The organism is Enterobacter cloacae complex sp. P2B (genome assembly GCF_014895985.1).
Classification (GTDB): domain Bacteria; phylum Pseudomonadota; class Gammaproteobacteria; order Enterobacterales; family Enterobacteriaceae; genus Enterobacter; species Enterobacter bugandensis.
Genome location: NZ_JADBQQ010000022.1, coordinates 91,112 through 110,593, shown reverse-complemented (window position 1 = coordinate 110,593; position 19,482 = coordinate 91,112). Strand labels below are relative to the sequence as shown.

Annotated in this window: 19 protein-coding genes, 2 tRNA genes and 1 pseudogene; 15 read left to right on the top strand and 7 right to left on the bottom strand. The window is 54.9% G+C overall.

The features are described 5' to 3' along the window. Positions 1–936 (top strand): PDR/VanB family oxidoreductase, encoded by a 936-nt coding sequence (locus tag IM313_RS19070; RefSeq protein WP_192970877.1) that lies wholly within the window; start codon positions 1–3, stop codon positions 934–936. 44 nt (positions 937–980) lie between these two features. Here IM313_RS19070 and IM313_RS19065 read toward each other — a convergent pair. Then, positions 981–1,068 (bottom strand) — tRNA-Ser (locus IM313_RS19065). Positions 1,069–1,347: 279 nt separating this feature from the next. Here IM313_RS19065 and IM313_RS19060 point away from each other — a divergent pair. From IM313_RS19060 to IM313_RS19035, 6 genes are all read left to right on the top strand, one after another. Continuing rightward, positions 1,348–2,484, top strand: a complete 1,137-nt coding sequence (locus IM313_RS19060; RefSeq protein ID WP_028012624.1) for a D-alanyl-lipoteichoic acid biosynthesis protein DltD — start codon at positions 1,348–1,350, stop codon at positions 2,482–2,484. A gap of 128 nt (positions 2,485–2,612) precedes the next feature. Next, the gene (locus IM313_RS19055) at positions 2,613–3,731 is read left to right on the top strand and encodes an MBOAT family O-acyltransferase (protein ID WP_045630046.1); all 1,119 of its coding nucleotides are present in this window, start codon (positions 2,613–2,615) and stop codon (positions 3,729–3,731) included. After that, positions 3,728–5,161 (top strand): AMP-binding protein, encoded by a 1,434-nt coding sequence (locus tag IM313_RS19050; protein WP_192970876.1) that lies wholly within the window; start codon positions 3,728–3,730, stop codon positions 5,159–5,161. Before IM313_RS19055 ends, IM313_RS19050 begins: the two co-directional genes overlap by 4 nt. A gap of 17 nt (positions 5,162–5,178) precedes the next feature. Continuing rightward, positions 5,179–5,397 (top strand): acyl carrier protein, encoded by a 219-nt coding sequence (locus IM313_RS19045; RefSeq protein ID WP_028012621.1) that lies wholly within the window; start codon positions 5,179–5,181, stop codon positions 5,395–5,397. A 225-nt stretch (positions 5,398–5,622) separates the two neighbouring features. Then, complete coding sequence (locus tag IM313_RS19040) at positions 5,623–6,459, top strand: alpha/beta fold hydrolase (protein ID WP_048999094.1); 837 nt, start codon at positions 5,623–5,625, stop codon at positions 6,457–6,459. Between the two features lie 169 nt (positions 6,460–6,628). Next, on the top strand, positions 6,629–7,033 hold the full coding sequence (locus IM313_RS19035; RefSeq protein WP_047368238.1) for a GNAT family N-acetyltransferase: 405 nt from the start codon (positions 6,629–6,631) through the stop codon (positions 7,031–7,033). 64 nt (positions 7,034–7,097) lie between these two features. Here the strand turns inward: IM313_RS19035 and IM313_RS19030 are convergent. Next, a tRNA-Ser gene (locus tag IM313_RS19030) sits at positions 7,098–7,185 on the bottom strand. 144 nt (positions 7,186–7,329) lie between these two features. Next, entirely contained in the window at positions 7,330–8,958 is a 1,629-nt protein-coding gene (locus tag IM313_RS19025) for an ABC transporter substrate-binding protein (protein WP_028012619.1), read from the bottom strand. 269 nt (positions 8,959–9,227) lie between these two features. Here IM313_RS19025 and yccA point away from each other — a divergent pair, with 269 nt between their 5' ends. Further along, positions 9,228–9,887: an FtsH protease modulator YccA gene (yccA, locus tag IM313_RS19020; protein WP_013097244.1), complete on the top strand. Its 660-nt coding sequence runs from the start codon at positions 9,228–9,230 to the stop codon at positions 9,885–9,887. A 56-nt stretch (positions 9,888–9,943) separates the two neighbouring features. Here the strand turns inward: yccA and IM313_RS19015 are convergent, their stop codons facing one another. Both IM313_RS19015 and IM313_RS19010 read right to left on the bottom strand, forming a co-directional pair. Next, complete coding sequence (locus IM313_RS19015; RefSeq protein WP_047368236.1) at positions 9,944–10,420, bottom strand: hypothetical protein; 477 nt, start codon at positions 10,418–10,420, stop codon at positions 9,944–9,946. Then, a complete protein-coding gene (locus IM313_RS19010) occupies positions 10,417–11,178 on the bottom strand; it encodes a winged helix-turn-helix domain-containing protein (protein WP_182034693.1) in 762 nt (253 codons plus the stop codon). The genes IM313_RS19015 and IM313_RS19010 overlap by 4 nt, the downstream gene beginning before the upstream one ends. A gap of 307 nt (positions 11,179–11,485) precedes the next feature. Here IM313_RS19010 and IM313_RS19005 point away from each other — a divergent pair, with 307 nt between their 5' ends. The 6 genes from IM313_RS19005 (at position 11,486) to tusE (ending at position 17,721) form a co-directional block, all read left to right on the top strand. Then, positions 11,486–12,229, top strand: a complete 744-nt coding sequence (locus tag IM313_RS19005; protein ID WP_069732526.1) for a fimbrial protein — start codon at positions 11,486–11,488, stop codon at positions 12,227–12,229. Positions 12,230–12,304: 75 nt separating this feature from the next. After that, on the top strand, positions 12,305–12,811 hold the full coding sequence (locus IM313_RS19000; protein ID WP_028012615.1) for a CS1 type fimbrial major subunit: 507 nt from the start codon (positions 12,305–12,307) through the stop codon (positions 12,809–12,811). Between the two features lie 72 nt (positions 12,812–12,883). Continuing rightward, complete coding sequence (locus IM313_RS18995; RefSeq protein ID WP_192970875.1) at positions 12,884–15,601, top strand: TcfC E-set like domain-containing protein; 2,718 nt, start codon at positions 12,884–12,886, stop codon at positions 15,599–15,601. A 1-nt stretch (position 15,602) separates the two neighbouring features. Further along, complete coding sequence (locus tag IM313_RS18990) at positions 15,603–16,760, top strand: CfaE/CblD family pilus tip adhesin (protein ID WP_192970874.1); 1,158 nt, start codon at positions 15,603–15,605, stop codon at positions 16,758–16,760. A 10-nt stretch (positions 16,761–16,770) separates the two neighbouring features. Continuing rightward, positions 16,771–17,322 (top strand): LuxR C-terminal-related transcriptional regulator, encoded by a 552-nt coding sequence (locus tag IM313_RS18985; RefSeq protein WP_045261700.1) that lies wholly within the window; start codon positions 16,771–16,773, stop codon positions 17,320–17,322. A 69-nt stretch (positions 17,323–17,391) separates the two neighbouring features. Then, positions 17,392–17,721 carry a sulfurtransferase TusE gene (tusE, locus tag IM313_RS18980; RefSeq protein ID WP_028012611.1) on the top strand — a complete coding sequence of 110 codons (330 nt, stop codon included), beginning with the start codon at positions 17,392–17,394 and terminating at the stop codon, positions 17,719–17,721. Here tusE and yccX read toward each other — a convergent pair. Both yccX and IM313_RS22805 read right to left on the bottom strand, forming a co-directional pair. Further along, positions 17,718–17,999, bottom strand: coding sequence for an acylphosphatase (gene yccX, locus IM313_RS18975; protein ID WP_048999181.1), 282 nt, complete (start codon positions 17,997–17,999; stop codon positions 17,718–17,720). The genes tusE and yccX overlap by 4 nt on opposite strands. Positions 18,000–18,010: 11 nt before the next feature. Beyond that, a pseudogene (locus IM313_RS22805) lies at positions 18,011–18,242 on the bottom strand (helix-turn-helix transcriptional regulator); the annotation flags it as partial. Positions 18,243–18,264: 22 nt separating this feature from the next. Between IM313_RS22805 and rlmI the strand changes: the two are divergent. After that, complete coding sequence (rlmI, locus tag IM313_RS18965; protein WP_192970873.1) at positions 18,265–19,455, top strand: 23S rRNA (cytosine(1962)-C(5))-methyltransferase RlmI; 1,191 nt, start codon at positions 18,265–18,267, stop codon at positions 19,453–19,455. The last annotated feature ends 27 nt before the right edge of the window (positions 19,456–19,482 follow it).

Genomic DNA, 19,482 nt, shown 5'->3' with positions numbered 1-19,482 from the left:
ATGCTGAACGTGATCGTTGACGGGCTGTGGCGCGAGGGGGATAAAAGCCTCGCCGTCAGGCTGGTGGCCGAAAACGGCGACGCGCTACCGGCGTGGCGACCCGGCGCGCACATTGATGTCCACCTGCCCTGCGGCGTGGTCCGCCAGTACTCTCTGACCGGGGCATGTGGCGACGAGAGCTATCTTATCTGCGTGGGGCGAGAAGCCGCCTCGCGCGGCGGGTCGCGCTACGTTCACGAAACGCTGCGTCCGGGCCAGAGGCTTTCAATCTCGGCCCCGCGCAATCTGTTTCCGCTGCATCAGGCTGAGCGGGTATTGCTGCTGGCAGCAGGGATTGGCATTACGCCGCTGTATGCGATGGCATTGCAGCTGAAAGCGACCGGAACGCCGTTTACGCTGCACTATTACGTCAGAAACCGGGAAAACGCGGCGTTTGCGCGCGAACTCTCGCAGTGCGGTGACTGCATTATTCATACCACCACCCCACGAACCAGGCTGGCGGAGCATTTCCCCACGCCTGAAGCTGGGCTGCACGCGTGGGTGTGCGGACCTGCGGGGTTTATGGAGAAAGCGCGCGATGTGGCGGCGGCGAAGGGATGGGATGACGCCCATATCCACAGCGAGGCGTTTCAGCCCGCTCCCCCTGTCACAAGCGGCGTCGCAGGTGAGATCTTTACGGTCAAACTTGCCTCCACCGGCGAGCGCTGGCCGGTGCCTGCGGATAAGACCATCGCTCAGGTATTACAGGAAAACGGCGTGGACGTGCCGCTGTCCTGCGAAATGGGGATCTGCGGCGCCTGCCTGACGCCAGTGATTGACGGCGTGGTGGACCACAGGGATAGCGTGCAGTCGGAGGCAGAAAAAAGCGCGGCTGACCAGCAGGTGGCGCTCTGCTGTTCGCGGAGTCACTCCGGGGAGCTGGTAATTGCGCTGTAAAACGAAAAAACCCTGCGATATTGCTATCGCAGGGTTTTCGAATTTGGCGGAAGCGTAGAGATTCGAACTCTAGAACCCTTTCGGGTCGCCGGTTTTCAAGACCGGTGCCTTCAACCGCTCGGCCACGCTTCCAAAGTGAGGCGCACTATAAACATCTATTAGCGCCTTGTAAAGCAGGAATTTTTCTATTTTTGCCTGCAGGCGTTTGACTGCGCAAAAAGTCACCCGGACGCTTTCCTGCCCTCCCCCCTTCCCCCCTTGTACATACCGTTACACAGCAACGCTCATCCTTTTAAATCACCGTGGTATAGAATGCCAAAAAAAATAGACGGCCATGTGTTTTGTAATGGTAATAAATCCGGGTAATGCGGGTTTTAACGCATTACTGTCATAGCGCCTTACTGGTTGATGATGAAAATCAAAAATACGTTTTGCTTACATATCCTGATGGCCGTTTTGGCCATTTTAGTCCTGAGTTTTCACCCGCTGGTGACAAGCTTTGATCCGCCGCTTAAATTCCAGCCGCTGATCAAGTCCATGGCAGGGACGACAAAAGAACAGGCGGAAAAAATAGCCACTATTTCCCATGCTTTAGAAGGGAATGCTATTTTCTTCCTTGGTGCGTCTGAGGTCGCCACCTCAGAAGAGGAACATTACGCCGTATTTAATTATTTTAATAAGCAATTGCACCAGCCCGTCGTGGCCTATGGCGATGCGTTTGTCGATGACGAAACGCAATTTTTACTTCTCTCGCGTTTTAAAGATAGCCTTAACGCAAACAGCAAAGTGGTGCTGCTTCTGGCGCCTGACGGCTTTTATTCAAAAGGCCTGCCGCCCGCTATCTATGCGGATAATTTTCCGGGCTCGATTTTTAATCCCCTGATGAAGGATCCGCAGGCGCGCCCGTTCCTGGTTAATTACCTGAAGCATATTGATGCGAAAGAGATAAGCCATTTAACCTTCGGGCAAATGCGTGTGTATGGCTGGCATCCGGCGCTGATATGGGACGAGCTGAGTTTTCAGTTTGCAAACTTCTGCACCCTGATTAAAAACGACTGGCTGTCGCTGCTCAACATCAGGCCACAGACGGCGCAGCCCTGGCCTCAGCAGCCAACCGCCCGTCTTTCCCCTGACTGGGATAAAGCGCTGGCGAATGCCCGCGAGTTGAATAAAAAGCGCCATCAGAGCGCGGCCACGCTGTGGATGGACAAAACGATTTACGACGAGGACGGTAAGCCGCAGCAGTGGGATGACACGCCGGTGGTGCCGGGGCAGTTCGCCGCGTTCAGGAAAACCGTTCAGCTTTTGAAAGCGCATCACGTGCAGGTGATAGCTATCGTCGACCCGGTTAACCCCTGGGCACTTTACAATACCGACACCTTCCGCCCGTTCGATAAGCAGATTCAAACCATTCTGAAAGAGAACCAGATCCCGTATTTGGATATGTACGCCATGCCGTATCAGAACGGCTGGAACTGGGATCGTCTGCACCCTACCGAACTGGCCTGGGTGCCAATGCTTCGCTTTATTGCACAGAGTTTTAAATAATGAAAATCGCGATCCGTCTTTTTTGCCTTTATTTACTGCTGGCGATCACCGTCGTTGCATGGACCGCTGTCGATGACAGCATGAGTATGCAGCTGCATTTTGAATATCAAAAATTCTGAGGCGAAATGATGTACAGCTCAGGAATGTTTTTTGTCTGTTTATTTTCATCCGCGCTGGCGTTTGCGATGGTTAATCGTGTTTTACGCCACCGTCTGACCTGGCTAGTTTCCTTATCCGTGGTGACAGCATTAGGCTGGGGTTATATTTTTCAGGGCAATTACAGTGTTCCCGTGGCCGTCTTTTGCTGGTTTTATCTTGTCGCCACGTTAAAAGAAAAAGGCAGATTAAAAACCTGGCAGGCGGTCGTTTTAACGCTGCTGCCTCTGGTTCTGGTGAAATTACATTTTAATTATCACCTCGGCACAATCGGTCTCTCTTTTATGACCTTCCGCGCTGTGGATGTACTGCTGTATCGCAGTAAAAAAGAGGGCCAGAATTTCCTGCACTATTTCTGCTATCTCTTTATGCCCTTTATTATTCTGGCCGGCCCGATGTATCGCTGGCGGACATGGATGAGCGATGTGAATAAGCCGGCATTTGTCCTTAACCGCGAACAGTTTTTAACGGCGCTGGAGCAAATTATTACCGGCATCATTCAGAAGTTCCTTTTTGCCATGCTGATCGATTCGCTCGTCGTGCAGCCCTGGAGCCATAAGCCGTTTACCCTGACCGTGGGCGTGGTGATGTCGATTGCCTACAGCGCCTATCTGTACTTCGATTTTGCGGGCTACAGCAATATGGCCATCGGCGCGGGCCGGCTGTTTGGGCTGAATATTCCGGCAAACTTCAACATGCCGCTTCTTGCAAAGAACCCGCAGGATTTCTGGCGCCGCTTCCACATCAGCCTGTCCGAATGGCTGCGCGACGTGGTCTTTATGCCCGTCTATATGAACCTGATGAAGTTTAACTTTTTCCGCCAGAACAAAACGCTGGCGCAAAATATCGGTATTTTTTGCACCCTGTTCTGCATGGGGGCGTGGAATGGCCTGGAACGCCATTACGTCATCAGCGGCGCGCTGTTTGGCGCGATTTCCGTTGCGCACAACATGCTGCTGTGGTCAGCCAAACGCAGCCCAACGTTACACCGCGGATTGCAGTATCCGGCCGTTGCGTTTTTGGGACGAATTCTGACGCTGGGAAGCGCCGCAGGATCCCTTTACATCTTCAGTGGAATGTCACCTCTATGAAAAATCACTCCGATCTTCAGGAACTGCAGGATTTCTTGCGTGCGGCACTGCGCGATCCCGCCTCCCCGCAGCAGCTGGCCATCAGCGGCAGCGACGAAACCTTAAGCTGGCTCCAGCTTTCCTCTGCCGTGACGGACTGGGCAGAGCGTTATCGACGCTGCCAGCCCGCAGACGGTACGCCGATCGTGCTGTACGGCCATCAGCAGGCCGAGTTCGCCGTGGCAATCTATAGCTGCCTGCTGCACAACATTCCGTACATCCCGGTGGACTGCATCTACCCGCAGGAGCGGCTTCGCGAGATCTGCAACCTGACCGGCGCCCCTTATTACTACGACGTGGTGACGCGGCAGTTCATCGCCACCGGAGAGGCGGGCAAGGTGCTGGAGGAGCAGGATCTGGCCTATATCATGTTTACCTCAGGCAGCACCGGAAAACCGAAAGGCGTGCAGATTGGACGTGAAAGCGTATGGCACTTCATGAAGTGGGTCAGCCAGGACTTTTCGCTGCCGGAAAAACCGGTGCTGATGAACCACGCGGTGTTCAGCTTTGACCTCTCCCTGATCCCTCTGCTGGCGAACCTGGCGATGGGAGGCCACATCGTGCTGAATGCCAAAGAGGATATCCAGAAAGAGAACTGGCTCGAGCGACTGCAAAGCAACGCGGTCTCCGCCTGGGTTTCCACCCCCTCTTTTGCCTACCAGCAACTGCTTTCTCCGCACTTTAACAGCGAGTATTTGCCTGCACTCAGCGTCTTTATCTTCATTGGTGAAGTGCTCAATAAAGCGCTGGTGAAACAGCTCCGCCGCCGTTTCCCGCAGGCCAAAATCATCAACTCCTATGGCCCAACGGAAGCGACCATTGCGACAACCGTGGTTGAGATCACGGATGAGATCCTTAACAGCGACAGCGCGGTGCTGCCGGTGGGCGTGATGATGCCGGACAGCAGAATGGAAATTTCCGCCGAGGGCGAGCTGATTATCTGGGGCAAAAACGTCATGCGCGGCTATTTAGGCCTGCCGCAGGAGAACGCGGCAAAACTGCTGCGTCGGGAAAATGATGCGTTCCGCGGCTACCGGACCGGCGATCTGGGTTATGAAGACGGGCTCATCTACTGCCAGGGCCGCAACGACAGCCAGGTCAAGCTGAATGGCTACCGCATCGAGATCGGCGAGATTGAAAACCGCCTGCTGGCCATGTCCGGCATCAGCGAAGCGGTGGTGATGCCGCTGATGAAACCCTGCGGCAGCGTGCTGCGCATCGCCGCGTTCTGCGTGACGGAGCTGGCACCGGATGCAATCAAAACCTCGCTGGCAAAAGTGGTGCCCCACTACATGGTGCCTTCACAAATTATCGTAAAAGACGCTTTGCCGCTAAATCCTAACGGCAAAATTGACCGCAAGCTGCTGGACGCTTACGCCCGCACACATTAATTATCCCAGGAAAAATGATGGAACACGATATTCTCGCCCTGTTTGAAAAAGTGTTATCCCGCAAGGTTGGCTTTCACGATGAGCTGATTGAATCCGACATTCTCGACTCCATTCTGGCAGTCGACATGGTGCTGGAGGTGCAGGACGTTTACGGCTGTATGATCCCGCCTACCGACGTGGCGACGGTGCTGAAAACCCCGGCCGATCTCGCCCGTTATATTGAAGAGAACCGTTAACGCCCCCTCCTCTGATGGCTCTGGGACTCACTCCAGAGTCCATCATTCGCTTTCCCCTTCTGGATACCATTCACACGAATGAAACCCACCGGTTTTACTATTTCTCCTACACTTTAGGGGTACTGTCGGTACGGGAAATAAAACAAGCCAACATCATGAAGACAATAATGGTTCGCTCTGCGCTCAGCCAGCGATCGTTGCGTCTTTAACAGAGGAGTCTGCGGTATGGCATTCGTAACAACGAAAGACGGCGTAAATATTTACTACAAAGACTGGGGTCCGAAAGAGGCTCAGCCCATTGTTTTCCATCACGGCTGGCCATTGAGTGCCGATGACTGGGATAACCAGATGCTCTTCTTCCTTGCGGAAGGCTATCGCGTTATCGCAATCGACCGCCGTGGTCACGGGCGTTCGGACCAGGTCAGCGAAGGGCACGATATGGATCATTATGCGGCTGACGCGTCGGCCGTGGTCGAAAGCCTGGATCTGCACAATGCGGTGCACGTCGGCCACTCAACCGGCGGTGGCCAGGTGGCCCGCTATGTTGCGAAGTACGGCCAGCCGCAGGGGCGCGTTGCCAAAGCGGTACTCGTGAGCGCCGTTCCACCGTTGATGGTGAAAACAGAAAACAACCCTGGCGGGACACCTGTAGAGGTTTTCGACGGCTTTCGTAAAGCGCTGGCCGCGAATCGCGCCCAGTTTTACCTCGACGTCGCCAGCGGTCCTTTTTATGGGTTTAACCGGGCGGGGGCTGAGGTTTCAGAGGGCACCATTCAGAACTGGTGGCGTCAGGGCATGATCGGCAGCGCCAGGGCCCACTACGAGGGGATTAAGGCGTTTTCAGAAACCGACCAGACTGAAGATTTAAAAACCATCACGGTTCCCGTTCTGGTGATGCAGGGCGACGACGATCAGGTCGTGCCGTATAAGAATGCTGCCCTGCTGCAGGATAAGTTGCTGGCGAACAGCGTACTGAAAATTTATCCGGGCTTCCCGCACGGGATGCATACCACCCACGCGGATACCATTAACGCGGACATTCTGGCCTTTATCCGTTCATAAACCTCGCCTTTCTTGCCGGGTGGCGCTACGCTTACCCGGCCTACATTCTGCAATAATATTAAGACGTTGCACGTTTCATTGTAAGCCTGTGCCAGCGAAACGCCGCCGGGGGCTAACGCTGTTTAGCCCGAGGGGATTACACACCGAGAGATACTGACTGGAGCTTTTTATGCATGAAAACTATACCGTAGTTGAAACCGTCCCCTCCGCAGAAGCGTTTTGCCGCCTGCGCGAAATCTCGGGTCTTAGCCCTCGTCCGCTGGAGGCAGCACGCAAAGCGCTGCCTGGCAGTTGTTATGGCATGCATATTTTGTGTGAGGGAAAACCCGTGGGTATGGGGCGAATCGTGGGAGACGGTGCGTTGAATTTTGATATTGTCGACGTCGCCGTTGACCCTCTTCATCAGGGAAAGGGGCTCGGTAGACTCATCATGGAAACGCTTGTGGCATGGCTGGATAACAATGCCTGTAGAGGGGCCTACGTTTGTTTAATGGCGGATGTCCCCGAGCTGTATTCTAAATTTGGCTTCACTCTCGTTCGCCCGGCAAGCGAAGGAATGGCCAGAATCTGGTAAAAGGCAACTCTGAGATAAGACAAAAGAAAAACCCCAGCTTAACGAGTAAGCTGGGGTTTATATCTGGCGGAAGCGCAGAGATTCGAACTCTGGAACCCTTTCGGGTCGCCGGTTTTCAAGACCGGTGCCTTCAACCGCTCGGCCACACTTCCTGAGTGAGGCGAACTATAAACACCTCACCGCATGCTGTAAAGAGTGGCTGCAATCGTTCGCTTTAAAATTAGCCAAAATGTGCTTAATCGGTTGAACTGACAACACATCGGCGATTTTCTCAGCATAAAATCCAGCCCTCTCGCTTAGTGCTTTTTGATGTACATATCTTTTGTGAAATAGTACCCCAGCTTATCCGGCGTAAAGCCGCCCACCCACGGTTTCACCAGGTGCGTACGGACGTAGTGATAAACCGGAATGGCAGGCACATCACGCCCAAGCAGATCCTCTGCCTGCTGGTAGAATTTACCCCGCTCTGCCGGCGTTTTGGCCTTTGCGGCGTTGATCAAGGCTTGATCGTAGTCCGGGTTGCTGTACTGGCTGGTGTTTTCACTGTCGCCGGTACGGAAGTTGTTCAGGAAGGTCGCCGCGTCGTCGTAGTCGGCAATCCAGGCGTAGCGCACCGCGTCAAAGTTGTGGGTGTGCATGGTATCCAGCATGGTTTTCCACTCCTGATTTTGCAGCTTCGCGTCTACGCCGAGGTTTTTCTTCCACATAGAGCTGGCCGCAATCGCGATGCGCTGGTGCGATTCAGAGGTGTTATAGAGCAGGTTGAAGCTCAGAGGATGGCTTTCGTTATACCCGGCCTCGTTGAGCAGTTTTTTCGCCTCAGCAATACGCTTGTCCAGCGGCCAGCTGGCGTAATCCGGATTCTGCAGCTTGACCCCGCCGATGTCCGGCTGGCTAATCAGCCACGCCGGGCGCTGCCCCTGCCCCATCACCTTCTCAGCGATGATGTCTTTATCCAGCGCCATGTTCAGCGCCTTGCGCACGCGGGCATCGTTGAACGGCGGACGGGTGGTGTTGAATTCGTAGTAATAGGTCGCCAGCTGCGGGGAGACGTCCAGCTGGCTGCCCAGCGTTTTCTTCAGCTGAGCAAACTGGTTAATGGGTACCGTATACACAATATCAATTTCGCCCGCTTTATAGCGGTTCACATCCGAGGCCTCGGAGGTGATCGGCAGATAGGTGACTTTGTTAATAACGGTATGCGCGTTATCCCAGTAGCGCGGGTTACGCTCCGCCACAATGCGTTCGTTGACCACCCACTGGGACAGCTTATACGCTCCGCTGCTGACGAAATGCTCCGGTTTGGTCCACTTTTCACCGAAGCGGCCAATCAGCACTTTATCCACCGGCACCAGCGACGGGTGCGCCAGCATCGCCAGGAACGCCGCGTTGGGCTGGGTGAGCGTCACTTCCAGCGTGGTATCGTTAATTGCTTTTACGCCCAGCGTGTCGGGGGATTTTTTCCCCTGAGCGATATCGGCCGCGTTGACGATATGCATGTTGCCGGGATAGCTGGCGTACGGTGAAACGGTTTTTGGATCAACCAGGCGCTGCCAGCTCCAGACCACATCCTCTGCGGTAATGGCCGTCCCGTCGCTCCAGGTGATGCCCGGACGTAAGTGGAACGTCCAGACGGTGTTGTCCTTGTTCTCCCATTTTTCAGCCAGCCGGGGTTGGATTTCTCCTGACGGGGAGACGCTCACCAGCCCTTCGAATAAATCGCTGATAATATTGAATTCGACATCGCTTTCGACTTTGTGCGGGTCGAGCGAGGCCGGTTCGCTGCCATTGTTTCTGACCAGTTCCTGTTTTTCGGCCAGCGCTGTTCCTGCTGGCACGTTAGCCGCCCAGGTCGCCGTGCTGGCGCACAGGATCCCGGCGGTGAGTAAAGAGAGCGTAAAGCGCGTGCGTGTTTGTGGTTTCATTTCCTTCGCCTTATTGTCTGTTTTATGACGATCCGGAGATAACTCTTAGCGCCCGAAAGGCAATAACGCAATATTTTTCAGTAACCTATAAGAGGTTGATCTGGTAAATACTTTTAAACCGCCGTTCATACTGGTTACACATGCTTTTGCAGAAGAAATGACCACCTTCAGCGCTAACGTGCTGAGTAAAGATGGGTAAAACCACTTTGAGACTGGCGCGCCGTTTCCTATTCTTTCCGTTAATTACATCTGTCATAAGAGAGTGACTCATGGATCGTATAATTACTTCCTCACGCGACCGCACATCGCTACTGAGCACCCACAAGGTGCTGCGCAATACCTATTTCATGCTCAGCCTGACGCTGGCGTTTTCGGCGATCACCGCTACCGCCAGCACCGTGCTGATGCTGCCATCTCCGGGCCTGATCCTGACGCTGGTGGGGATGTACGGTCTGATGTTCCTGACCTACAAAACCGCTGATAAACCGGTCGGTATTCTTTCCGCGTTCGCCTTCACCGGCTTCCTGGGGTATATCCTGGGGCCGATCCTGAACGCGTATCTGTCTGCCGGTATGGGTGACGTGATTGGCATGGCGCTGGGCGGTACCGCGCTGGTGTTCTTCTGCTGTTCGGCCTACGTGCTGACCACGCGCAAGGATATGTCCTTCCTCGGCGGTATGCTGATGGCGGGTATCGTAGTGGTGCTGATTGGTATGGTGGCAAACATCTTCCTGCAGCTGCCTGCCCTGCACCTGGCGATTAGCGCGGTGTTTATCCTGCTGTCATCCGGCGCAATCCTGTATGAAACCAGCAACATTATTCACGGCGGTGAGACCAACTACATCCGCGCGACCGTGAGCCTGTATGTGTCGCTGTACAACATCTTCGTCAGCCTGCTGAGCATCCTGGGCTTCGCCAGCCGCGATTAAGCAGACCTGCTGAAACAAAAAGGAGAATGCCTCAGGCATTCTCCTTTTTTTATGCCCTAGTCACCGCGGCAAATATAGGTGGGATAGAGCCGGTCCTGTATGAGCCACACGGCGGGCGCAAGCTCGGAGATCGTCAGGTAATAGCGGGCTGTCGGCCTCGCAAAGCCTCCCCACTTTTCGTCCGGGGTATTGTCATTATGCCGACGCCAGGTTTTGGTGTAGCTCAACACGATAACGTTATCATCATCCCGTCGCGACCAGGTAAAATCCACATCCCTGTCAACGATCATGCCCCGGCCTTCAGCCATAGCTGCACCTTTGTACGTTGTTAAGCCGGTGCCGTCCCGATGAAAATAGAACTGGGCCACGGTATTGACCCGGACCTCATTCGCTTTTCCCTCGTTACGCGTAAAGTTAAATTCCGTACTGCAGGCCAGCGCATCACGCTTATATATGCCCCCGGAATAAATAAAGAGCGCCAGCGCGCCGCCAGCAAGCGCCCCACCCGCAGCAAACAGAAGTCTCATTTTCATTTTTCTGCCCCGCTTTTATAGCGAATGGTTTTGCACAGGCTGGTTTTATTGACCGGGCATGCACCAATGAACACTTCATCCGCAACTGCAAGGTTAAAGCGGGCGCTGAAATAGTAGATATTGTACGCTTCGCGCGCGCACGCCACATTATTCGCCTCCAGCAGCCCCGCCAGTTTCGAGAGCACCAGCGGCCGGCCATGATCGTTAATAAGCCAGATGCTACAGCCCGCTATTTTCTGCGCGACGGGCTTTGGCGTCATCGGTATAGCGATCTTCTGCTGCTGGTTAAACAGCAGGCCTAACCCCAGTGCTGATGCTAACAATGCCGCTGCCGCGGCGCCCCATTTAAGGGAAATACGCTGACGTTTTGCCTCTGGCGGCACGACGGAAGAGATCGGCTGTGCTTCAGCGGGTTGAACAATTTGCGCAGGCTGGCAAATCACATCGGCAACAAAACGGAATCCATACCGGGGTATCGTCACAATGAAATTATGATGTTCCCCAAGAGACTGGAAGCTTTTGCGTAATTCACTGACCGCTTTGTTGAGGTTATTTCCAGACGGCGTAAAGCCATACTCCTCCCAGACGCGCGTAATTAATTCCTCCCGACTTAGATCGTGCCCTTTATGACGAATAAACTCCTGTAAAAGGCGAACGGCTGGCGCCGAGAGCGTTAATACAGACTCCGGTTGACCAACAAGACTAATTGCATGTGCTTCAGGATCAAATAACAACGAATTATTGCATATAAAAAACATATTTCACTCTCAGCTATTACCGCAGGCTTTTTTATCCCTGTGACATCGGCAAGAAAATCGCTTCCTGAGCTGGTTCTTTTTTCATCAACAGGAATTTTCTTCCCATCCTGGGTAGCGGCATTTTCTTTTAACTATACAACTTTAAGACCAGCAAATCAGGATAAATCACTGTATACCAGCGGTTAACTAATACAAATTTTCACAACCTGCTGTTCTGGTTAAAGTTTCCCTGCCCTGAAGCGATACGAAAGCAGACGGTGTCCTGGTGTTAAAAACCGCACAAGAACTCAGAGCAGGCAGGCTGAATGTGAAACAGAAACAAAAAGTGAATATGACAACCGCGTTTTATGTCGCCGCGCTGTCGCTGTCATTTTTCTCAGAAATGACAAGGGCCAATATGAGCGTCTATCCAATGGAACTTAACGTGGATAGCGCCGGCGCAGCGCAAATAAAAGTGGCATCGAAAACGGATGATATTCAGTTCATTCGGGTGAGGCAAAAGAAAATTCTTAACCCCGGAACGGCCCAGGAAAAAGAGATTGACGTTGCTTCGTGGAAAGAAGGCGGCGTCGTGGTGACGCCCGATAAATTTGCCCTGGCGGCAGGCGCAATGCGCGTGGTGCGCCTTGTTTCACTGACGCCGCCGGAAAAAGAGACCACCTGGCGAGTCTATTTTGAAGGGGTGAAACAGCCGGACAGCATTATTCCCGGTCAGCCCGAAAGCACGGCAGCGACGGCAAAGCTTGGGGTCAATGTTATCTGGGGGGCGCTGGTACATCTGGCCCCTGCCACGGAGCGCGTTTCGCTGCATATCGATCCCGCACGGGGGACCGTCACCAACGCCGGCACCCTGCGCGTGCCGCTCAGGGAGATCGGTATTTGTCAGTCAGACGACGTCTGTAAATGGATTAAAGAAGACGCCACGATTTATCCGGATACCGAGCGGAAATTAAAAACGCTTAATCAGGTAAACGGCAAGAAATACAAATTCCGCTACTTCAACTGGGTGAAAAAAACCGCTGAAGAAGCTGACTTACCCGTCGTGCAATAACACGACGTCACTGTAAAAACCCTTGTGGTTTGTTTAAAGAGCCAGGGTGCTCATTTGTAAAATATGGAGATATCAATGCGTAAATTTATTAAACCTCTGATGATCGTTGCCGCGATGACCACATCTGCCAGCGCGCTGGCGATTCAGAAAGATATTACCGTCAACGCCAGCGTTGATTCACAGCTGGATATGACCCAGGCCGATAACACGCCGCTGCCAGCCAGCATCGACATGCAGTATCTGCCGGGTCGGGGCCTGGAAAGCTACCGCCTGAACACCAAGGTATGGTCCAACTCCGCTACCAGTAACGTCAAAGTACGCCTCGTTAGCGCAGCTAAGCTCACCAACACGGATGGGGATCAGATTGTACCGATGACGGTTCTTCTGGGTGATAAAACCCTGTCCACCACCGATGCCGAATTTACCGGAACCGAACTTTTCCCGGGCAGCATTGAAAACGGTTCTGCGGTTCTGCCTCTGACCATTTCCCAGACCACCAAAGGCATTCTGAAAACCGGCCAGTACAGCGGCGTTGTAAGCCTGATGCTGACTCAGGCGACCACCACGGAAGGCGGTGCGTAACACCATAGCACCTAAGGAATAACGTCAGAGGGCGCCCGCCCTCTGACGTCAGGATGATGTCGAGGCTCGTTCATGGCGTTTCACAGAAATACTCTCCTTTTTGTTGCTTTATTACCCGCATCTGTCCACCTCGCCTGCGCTGAGATGGCCGTCCCGGCCGGATTCGAGGACCTGGCGAAAACGCAGCGCATGTGGACAGAGGTGAGCTTATACGGCGAGTCGCTTGGCCTTTTCGAAACCGATATCAATCTTGAAACGGTAAGTTTTGTCGCACCTGAAACCGTGGTCGCGGCCATCAAACGTCAGTTTAACGACGATCCTGCCCTTATCGGCTCCGTTTCCGCAGCGTTGGCCGTTCCGCTTGCCCGTAACGGCAACCTGGCCTGCAGCAGCAACGGCTCCGCAACGGGGTGTGATTATCTCGAAACCCGCCGTGCGGCCATCATCTATGACGAAAACAATGCTCGCATAAACCTGTTTTTTGATAAGCGCTTTTTGCCAAAGCCCTCGGAGGAAAACCAGTGGTATCAGCCCACCCAGGACAGCGAAAACGCGTTGATTCATCAGCAAAATATCAATTTCGTTGCCGACAGGGATTATCAGTCTGCCACCGTTCAGGGCAACGGGGCGCTGGCGCTGACCCAGGACGGCTATCTTAACCTCGACTGGACCTGGCTGGGACAACGCTCGCGTCATCAGCAGCAGCAGGAAATGACCGTTAACAATGCCTGGTTCCGCCAGGATTTATGGCGTGAATATTATCTACAGATAGGCGAGATGGATACCCGCGACCTGTTCAGCAACGCCGGGGGGAATATTAACCTCAGCCAGCTGCCGCTGGGCAAAATACGTGGCCTGCGCACGGGCTCGACCCGGGCATGGATCAACCCGGTTCAGCAATCGAAGGGCACGCCCATTACGGTGCTGCTTTCGCACGATGCGCGTATCGACGCGCGCCGCGGCAAGGAGCTGCTGGCTAGCTTTTACCTCAATGCCGGGGCACAAACTCTGGATACGCGCGCGTTTCCGGATGGAAGCTATACCGTGACGCTGTCAGTATACGAAAACAACCGACTGACGCGTACCGAGCAGGTTCCGTTTACCCGTACGGGCATTACGCCATTCGACCGCGTCGAGTGGTTTATGCAGGCAGGGGAAACGGCTAATAACGATCGCAATGATGAACGCAGCCCGGTCGCACAGTCGGGTATACGCCTGCCCGTCACCCCGACGCTGGCGCTGACCAGCGGCGCAACCGTCATGAAAAGGCAGCACTTCCTGGAAAATGCCCTCGACTGGAGCCGCGGCTTTAACGCGGGCCCGATCGACGGGGTATTAAGCACACGCTTTAGCTACCTCTACGGTAGCAAGGGCCAACGCGGCAATATTCAGCAAATCAGCTATAACGACGGGTTTTCGCTGAGCTTCTACCGCAACGCGTTATCCGCAGAAAATTGTGATACCCGCAGCGCAGGTTTTGACGCCGTCAACGGCTGTTATCGTAGCCTCTCGATCATGTTCTCCGTGCCTGTCGGCTCGTGGTACGCCAACCTGGGGTATTCGGATAACCGCAACGAAGGGCGCTACGTTACGCGCCGGGAACTGCCTGACCATGACGATCGTCACGATGCCGGCCTGCCGTGGGAGCCGGTGTATATGACCCGCTCCCGCACGCAGGCCTGGCAGGGCGGGCTGAGTAATACCTTTAGCGCGCGCGGTCTGAACATCAACAGCAGCATTAACCTGTTTATGCGCAACGACCACTCTCGCGACGGGAAAGACAAAGGCGGCTATCTGAGCGTTAGCCTCTCACTGGCGCATAAGCGTCAGGGTGATGCGTCAGGCTATACCTCGCTTGGTGCAACCTGGCAGCACCAGCAGCATCAGAAAAACCAGCTGAGCTACAACGTGGCGCACAACTGGTATGCCGACGCGCGCGGCGAGAATGAATACGGGCTGAGCGCGTCGGGGATTAACAGCGATTCGCTCAATGCCTCGGCGTATACGCGCCAGGGTGGACGTTTTGGTAACGCCAGCCTGACGGTGAGCGACGCATGGGACCGCCAGGATGGGCGCCATACGTTAAGCAGCAGCGGCAACTACAGCTCCACCCTCGCCCTGTCGCGTTCAGGGCTGTGGCTTGGCCGCTGGGGCGATGGACGTCCGGCTTCTGCCGTTGCGGTAAACGTGGCTACGCCTGAGGATTCCCGGGATTCACGCGTCGCCGTCTCGCTGGATAACGGCGGTACCGCGGATATCCCGGCCAACAGCCGTGCCCTTTTTGCGGTGCCGGGTTATCAGCCAACAACGCTGACGGTTAATGAGTCGCTGAACGTCTCATCAGGCGCAAGCAGTGAAATCACGCAGGGTTCCGGGAGCCGGACGCTCTTTATGGTGCCGGGCAAAATGCTTCGCCGGGACGTGCAAACCACCACCCGCTACACCTGGCTCGGCCAGCTCACTGACGAACATCATTCGCCGTTCGTGGGCGGCGTACCGCTGAACGTGAACGGCTGGAACGATCTCGGCAATGGCGGTTTCAGCGCCCAGAGCGACGCCCTGCTGCGCAACCTTTATCTGGTGCGTCAGCAGCAGTTTTATCAGTGTGAACTGAGCGTGAAAAGCATGCGCGACGTGGTGCGTTATGTCGGGTCTATCCCGTGTCGGGAACTCACTTTCTCCGCCCTGCCGGATTCGGTCCAGCACCAGGCGCAACTGATGCTCGCCGGGCGGAACGTGCCTACGGGGCCAACGGCCATGAATGCAGAGCACCTCACCAAAGGGAAATGATGTGAACAACTACCTCTTTGTTTTACTTTTTTTGACGCTGTGGAGCTGTCAGACGCTGGCGGGCGTCCCTGCCGGAAGAAATTCCAGCGTAGGGATTAGCTACGATCGCGCGGTGCCGCCTGCGCGTTTTGATATCTGGGTCCATGAACCGAGCGGTTACGACACTATCGACCCGCAAAAGTGGGGACGCAACACCCTGACCTGCGAGTCCCGCACCGACCCGACGAACGGAGCGTGTATGACAGCGCCGGTCTGGTTTAGCGCGAACCCGGCCGCCCCCTACGCCATTACGCTGCGTTTTACCCACACGTCGACAAATAAAACAGCAGATGTGAAGGTCTATGGTGAAAAACATATGTTTATCAACAACAAAGTTTTCACCTTTGCCAGCTTTGTCAGCGGCGGTACCGCCGATCTCTCGGCCTGGAACCGGGAACCCTATTTTGATTTTTACATCGTTAAAGGCGAACTGGATAAGCTCGCCCAGCCGGGCATCTGGACCGCAACGCTGAAGCAGAACCTGCGCGAATGGGGAAGCGCCGACTGCGGGGGCAACTTTAACGATGTCAACGTCGGGTGTCCGGGCTACCTCACCATAGCCCGCTGGCAGGCGACGATACGCATTGAGGTGGTCGATCCGGGTAACCAGCAGATTTATCTGCCGGCGTTCCCCCACTCAACCCCGCTGGTTAACCTCAATCTGACCAATTTTCCGGGGCGGCCCGGCGGCAGCGAAATCCAGGGCGAGAGCGCGCTGGATATGTGCCTGTATGACGGTAAAAACAGCGCCAGCACGCGCGTCTATCTGCGCTTTGAGGATGACGGTTTAGCGGCCACGGGCCGTACTGAGGGAGCGTTTTCCGTCAGACGACGCGGTGGAAGCCAGACCGAAGCACGGGATCGGCTCGATTATCAGGTTACGGTGATCAACCCGGTAACGGGCGCAGCAGAAACCGCGGCGAATGGCAAAACGCTGATCTGGCAGAGCACTAATGACCCGCAATATCTGCGTCAGGTTGTGCTGCCGGGTGGACGGGAGAGCGTACTTTGTGTCCCCGCCCCCATCATTCTGAAAACGCCCGCGTTTGCTGCCAGCAGCAAAAATGCCGGGGATTACACCGGCACCCTACGCGTTATCTATACGCCCAGTACCTTATAAAGAGGCCATTGTGAGTTACGCCATCCTCGACAACAATCGTTTTTATGCCGAAGGGTTGCGCTACGCCCTTCTGCGCCGTAACGCTCAGACTCAGGTTGAGAGCGGTACGGTAAAGTGGTGCCGTTCGCTGCTGGTCTGCGACACCCTCGTTGTTCGCTGCCGCTTTTCCGTCGCGGGGACGCATCTGGCGCTGGTCGACATTCTTCTGGAGCTGGAAGCCAGGCGCTGGGAAGGAACGGTGTATCTGGTATGCAATGAAAAAGGCTGGGCACTGGCTACCCATCTGCGAAAGCGGTTTGCCACGCTGACCTTATATATCATTGATGACCGGATTGCCGTTGCGGATGCGGCGTATCTGCTTGCCAGAGAGCCCCGCCGGGTGCGCACCCTGAATTGTTGCCTGACAGGCATGGAGTTCAACGTGCTCGACAGGCTGGTGAACGGACAATCGGTACGGCATGTCGCGCATATGACGCAGATGAGTGAAAAACAGGTGTCGACGTATAAATGCAACGCGCTGAAAAAGCTTAATGCCAACAATCTGCTCCAGCTTCTTCTGTAGGTCGAGGTTTCTCACGCCGCCCCTTATTTGCTAGACTAGGGGCGTTTTTTACTTTATCGACAGAGCACTATGTTCATTTTTGCAGGCCAGGAAATTGAGACCGATAGCGAAGGCTATCTGAAAGACACCACGCTATGGAGCGAGCCGCTGGCGGAGAAAATCGCCGAAAACGAAGGTATCGCCCTCTCCCCCGAACACTGGGAGGTGGTCCGTTTTGTGCGCGAGTTTTATCTCGAGTTCAACACCTCTCCGGCCATCCGCATGCTGGTCAAGGCGATGGCCAACAAATTTGGCGAAGAAAAAGGCAACAGCCGCTATCTGTATCGCCTGTTCCCGAAAGGCCCGGCAAAACAGGCCACCAAAATTGCCGGCCTGCCTAAACCGGTGAAGTGTATTTAATACCGAATACCGAAGTTCACATATTCCCTGCCGGGTTGATGCGGTTCCGTTAAGACCTTATCAACCCGGGCGCTGCGCGGCCCGCCTGCTTTCAGCCACGCCATTAGTTTTTCAACCTGCTCCGCGTCGCCGCAGGCGACCACCTCAACGCTGCCGTCGTCCATATTTCGCGCGTATCCCGTTAGCCCAAGCGTCATCGCTTCGCGCTGGGTGCTGTAGCGGAACCCGACGCCCTGAACAAGGCCGTGGACCCAGGCAATGGTGCAGACTTTTGACATTTTTCTTCTCCTTAACGTAGCGTTTTCGGTAAACAGCCATAGTGCTGCCGGAAACGGGCGGTGAAACGAGAGCTGGAAAGATACCCACATTGTAATGCGATTTCACCGATCGGTAAGCGAGTCGACTGTAACTGTGACAGCGCCACGGCCATTCTCACCTCCTCCACGATCTGCCGAAACGCTCAACGACATCCGCAGATGATTGCGCCTGGCTGAATGTGCTACTCTACGCGCCATTTCCCTGAAATCGACAGAACAGCAAATTATGAGTGTACGTTTAGTGTTAGCCAAAGGGCGCGAGAAATCATTACTGCGCCGTCATCCCTGGGTCTTTTCCGGCGCAGTTGCCCGTATGGAAGGCAAAGCCAGCCTCGGTGAAACCATTGATATTGTTGACCATCAGGGGAAATGGTTAGCGCGAGGCGCTTACTCGCCAGCCTCCCAGATCCGCGCGCGCGTCTGGACCTTCGATAAAGACGAAACCATCGACATTGACTTCTTCGTCCGCCGCCTGCAGCAGGCACAGCAGTGGCGCGAGTGGCTGGCAAAGCGCGACGGGCTGGACAGCTATCGCCTGATCGCCGGTGAGTCCGACGGCCTGCCGGGCGTGACCATCGATCGCTTCGGCAACTTCCTGGTGCTGCAGCTCCTCAGCGCAGGGGCGGAGTATCAGCGTGCCGCGCTGATTAGCGCCCTGCAAACCCTGTTCCCGGAATGCGCTATTTACGACCGCAGCGACGTGGCGGTGCGCAAAAAAGAGGGCATGGAGCTGACGCAGGGCCCGGTCAAGGGTGAGCTGCCGCCTGCCCTGCTGCCGATTGAAGAGCACGGCATGAAGCTGCTGGTGGATATTCAGGGCGGGCACAAAACGGGTTACTACCTTGACCAGCGCGACAGCCGCCTGGCTACGCGTCAGTACGTTGCCGACAAACGCGTGCTGAACTGCTTCTCCTACACCGGCGGTTTTGCCGTTTCGGCGCTGATGGGCGGCTGTGCCCAGGTGGTCAGCGTGGATACCTCGCAGGAAGCGCTGGACGTGGCAAAACAGAACGTCGAGCTGAACAAACTGGACTTGAGCAAAGCCGAATTTATACGCGACGACGTCTTCAAGTTGCTGCGTAAATATCGCGATCAGGGCGAGAAGTTCGACGTCATCGTGATGGATCCGCCAAAGTTTGTGGAAAACAAAAGCCAGCTGATGGGCGCCTGCCGTGGGTATAAGGATATCAACATGCTGGCCATCCAGCTGCTGAACCCGGGTGGGGTGCTGCTCACCTTCTCCTGCTCCGGGCTGATGACCACCGATTTATTCCAAAAAATCATCGCCGATGCCGCAATAGATGCTGGTCGTGATGTACAATTTATAGAGCAGTTCCGTCAGGCAGCCGATCACCCCGTGATTGCTACCTACCCGGAAGGACTGTATCTGAAAGGGTTTGCCTGTCGCGTCATGTAACTTGAAAAGAGAAATATTGCCCGCACT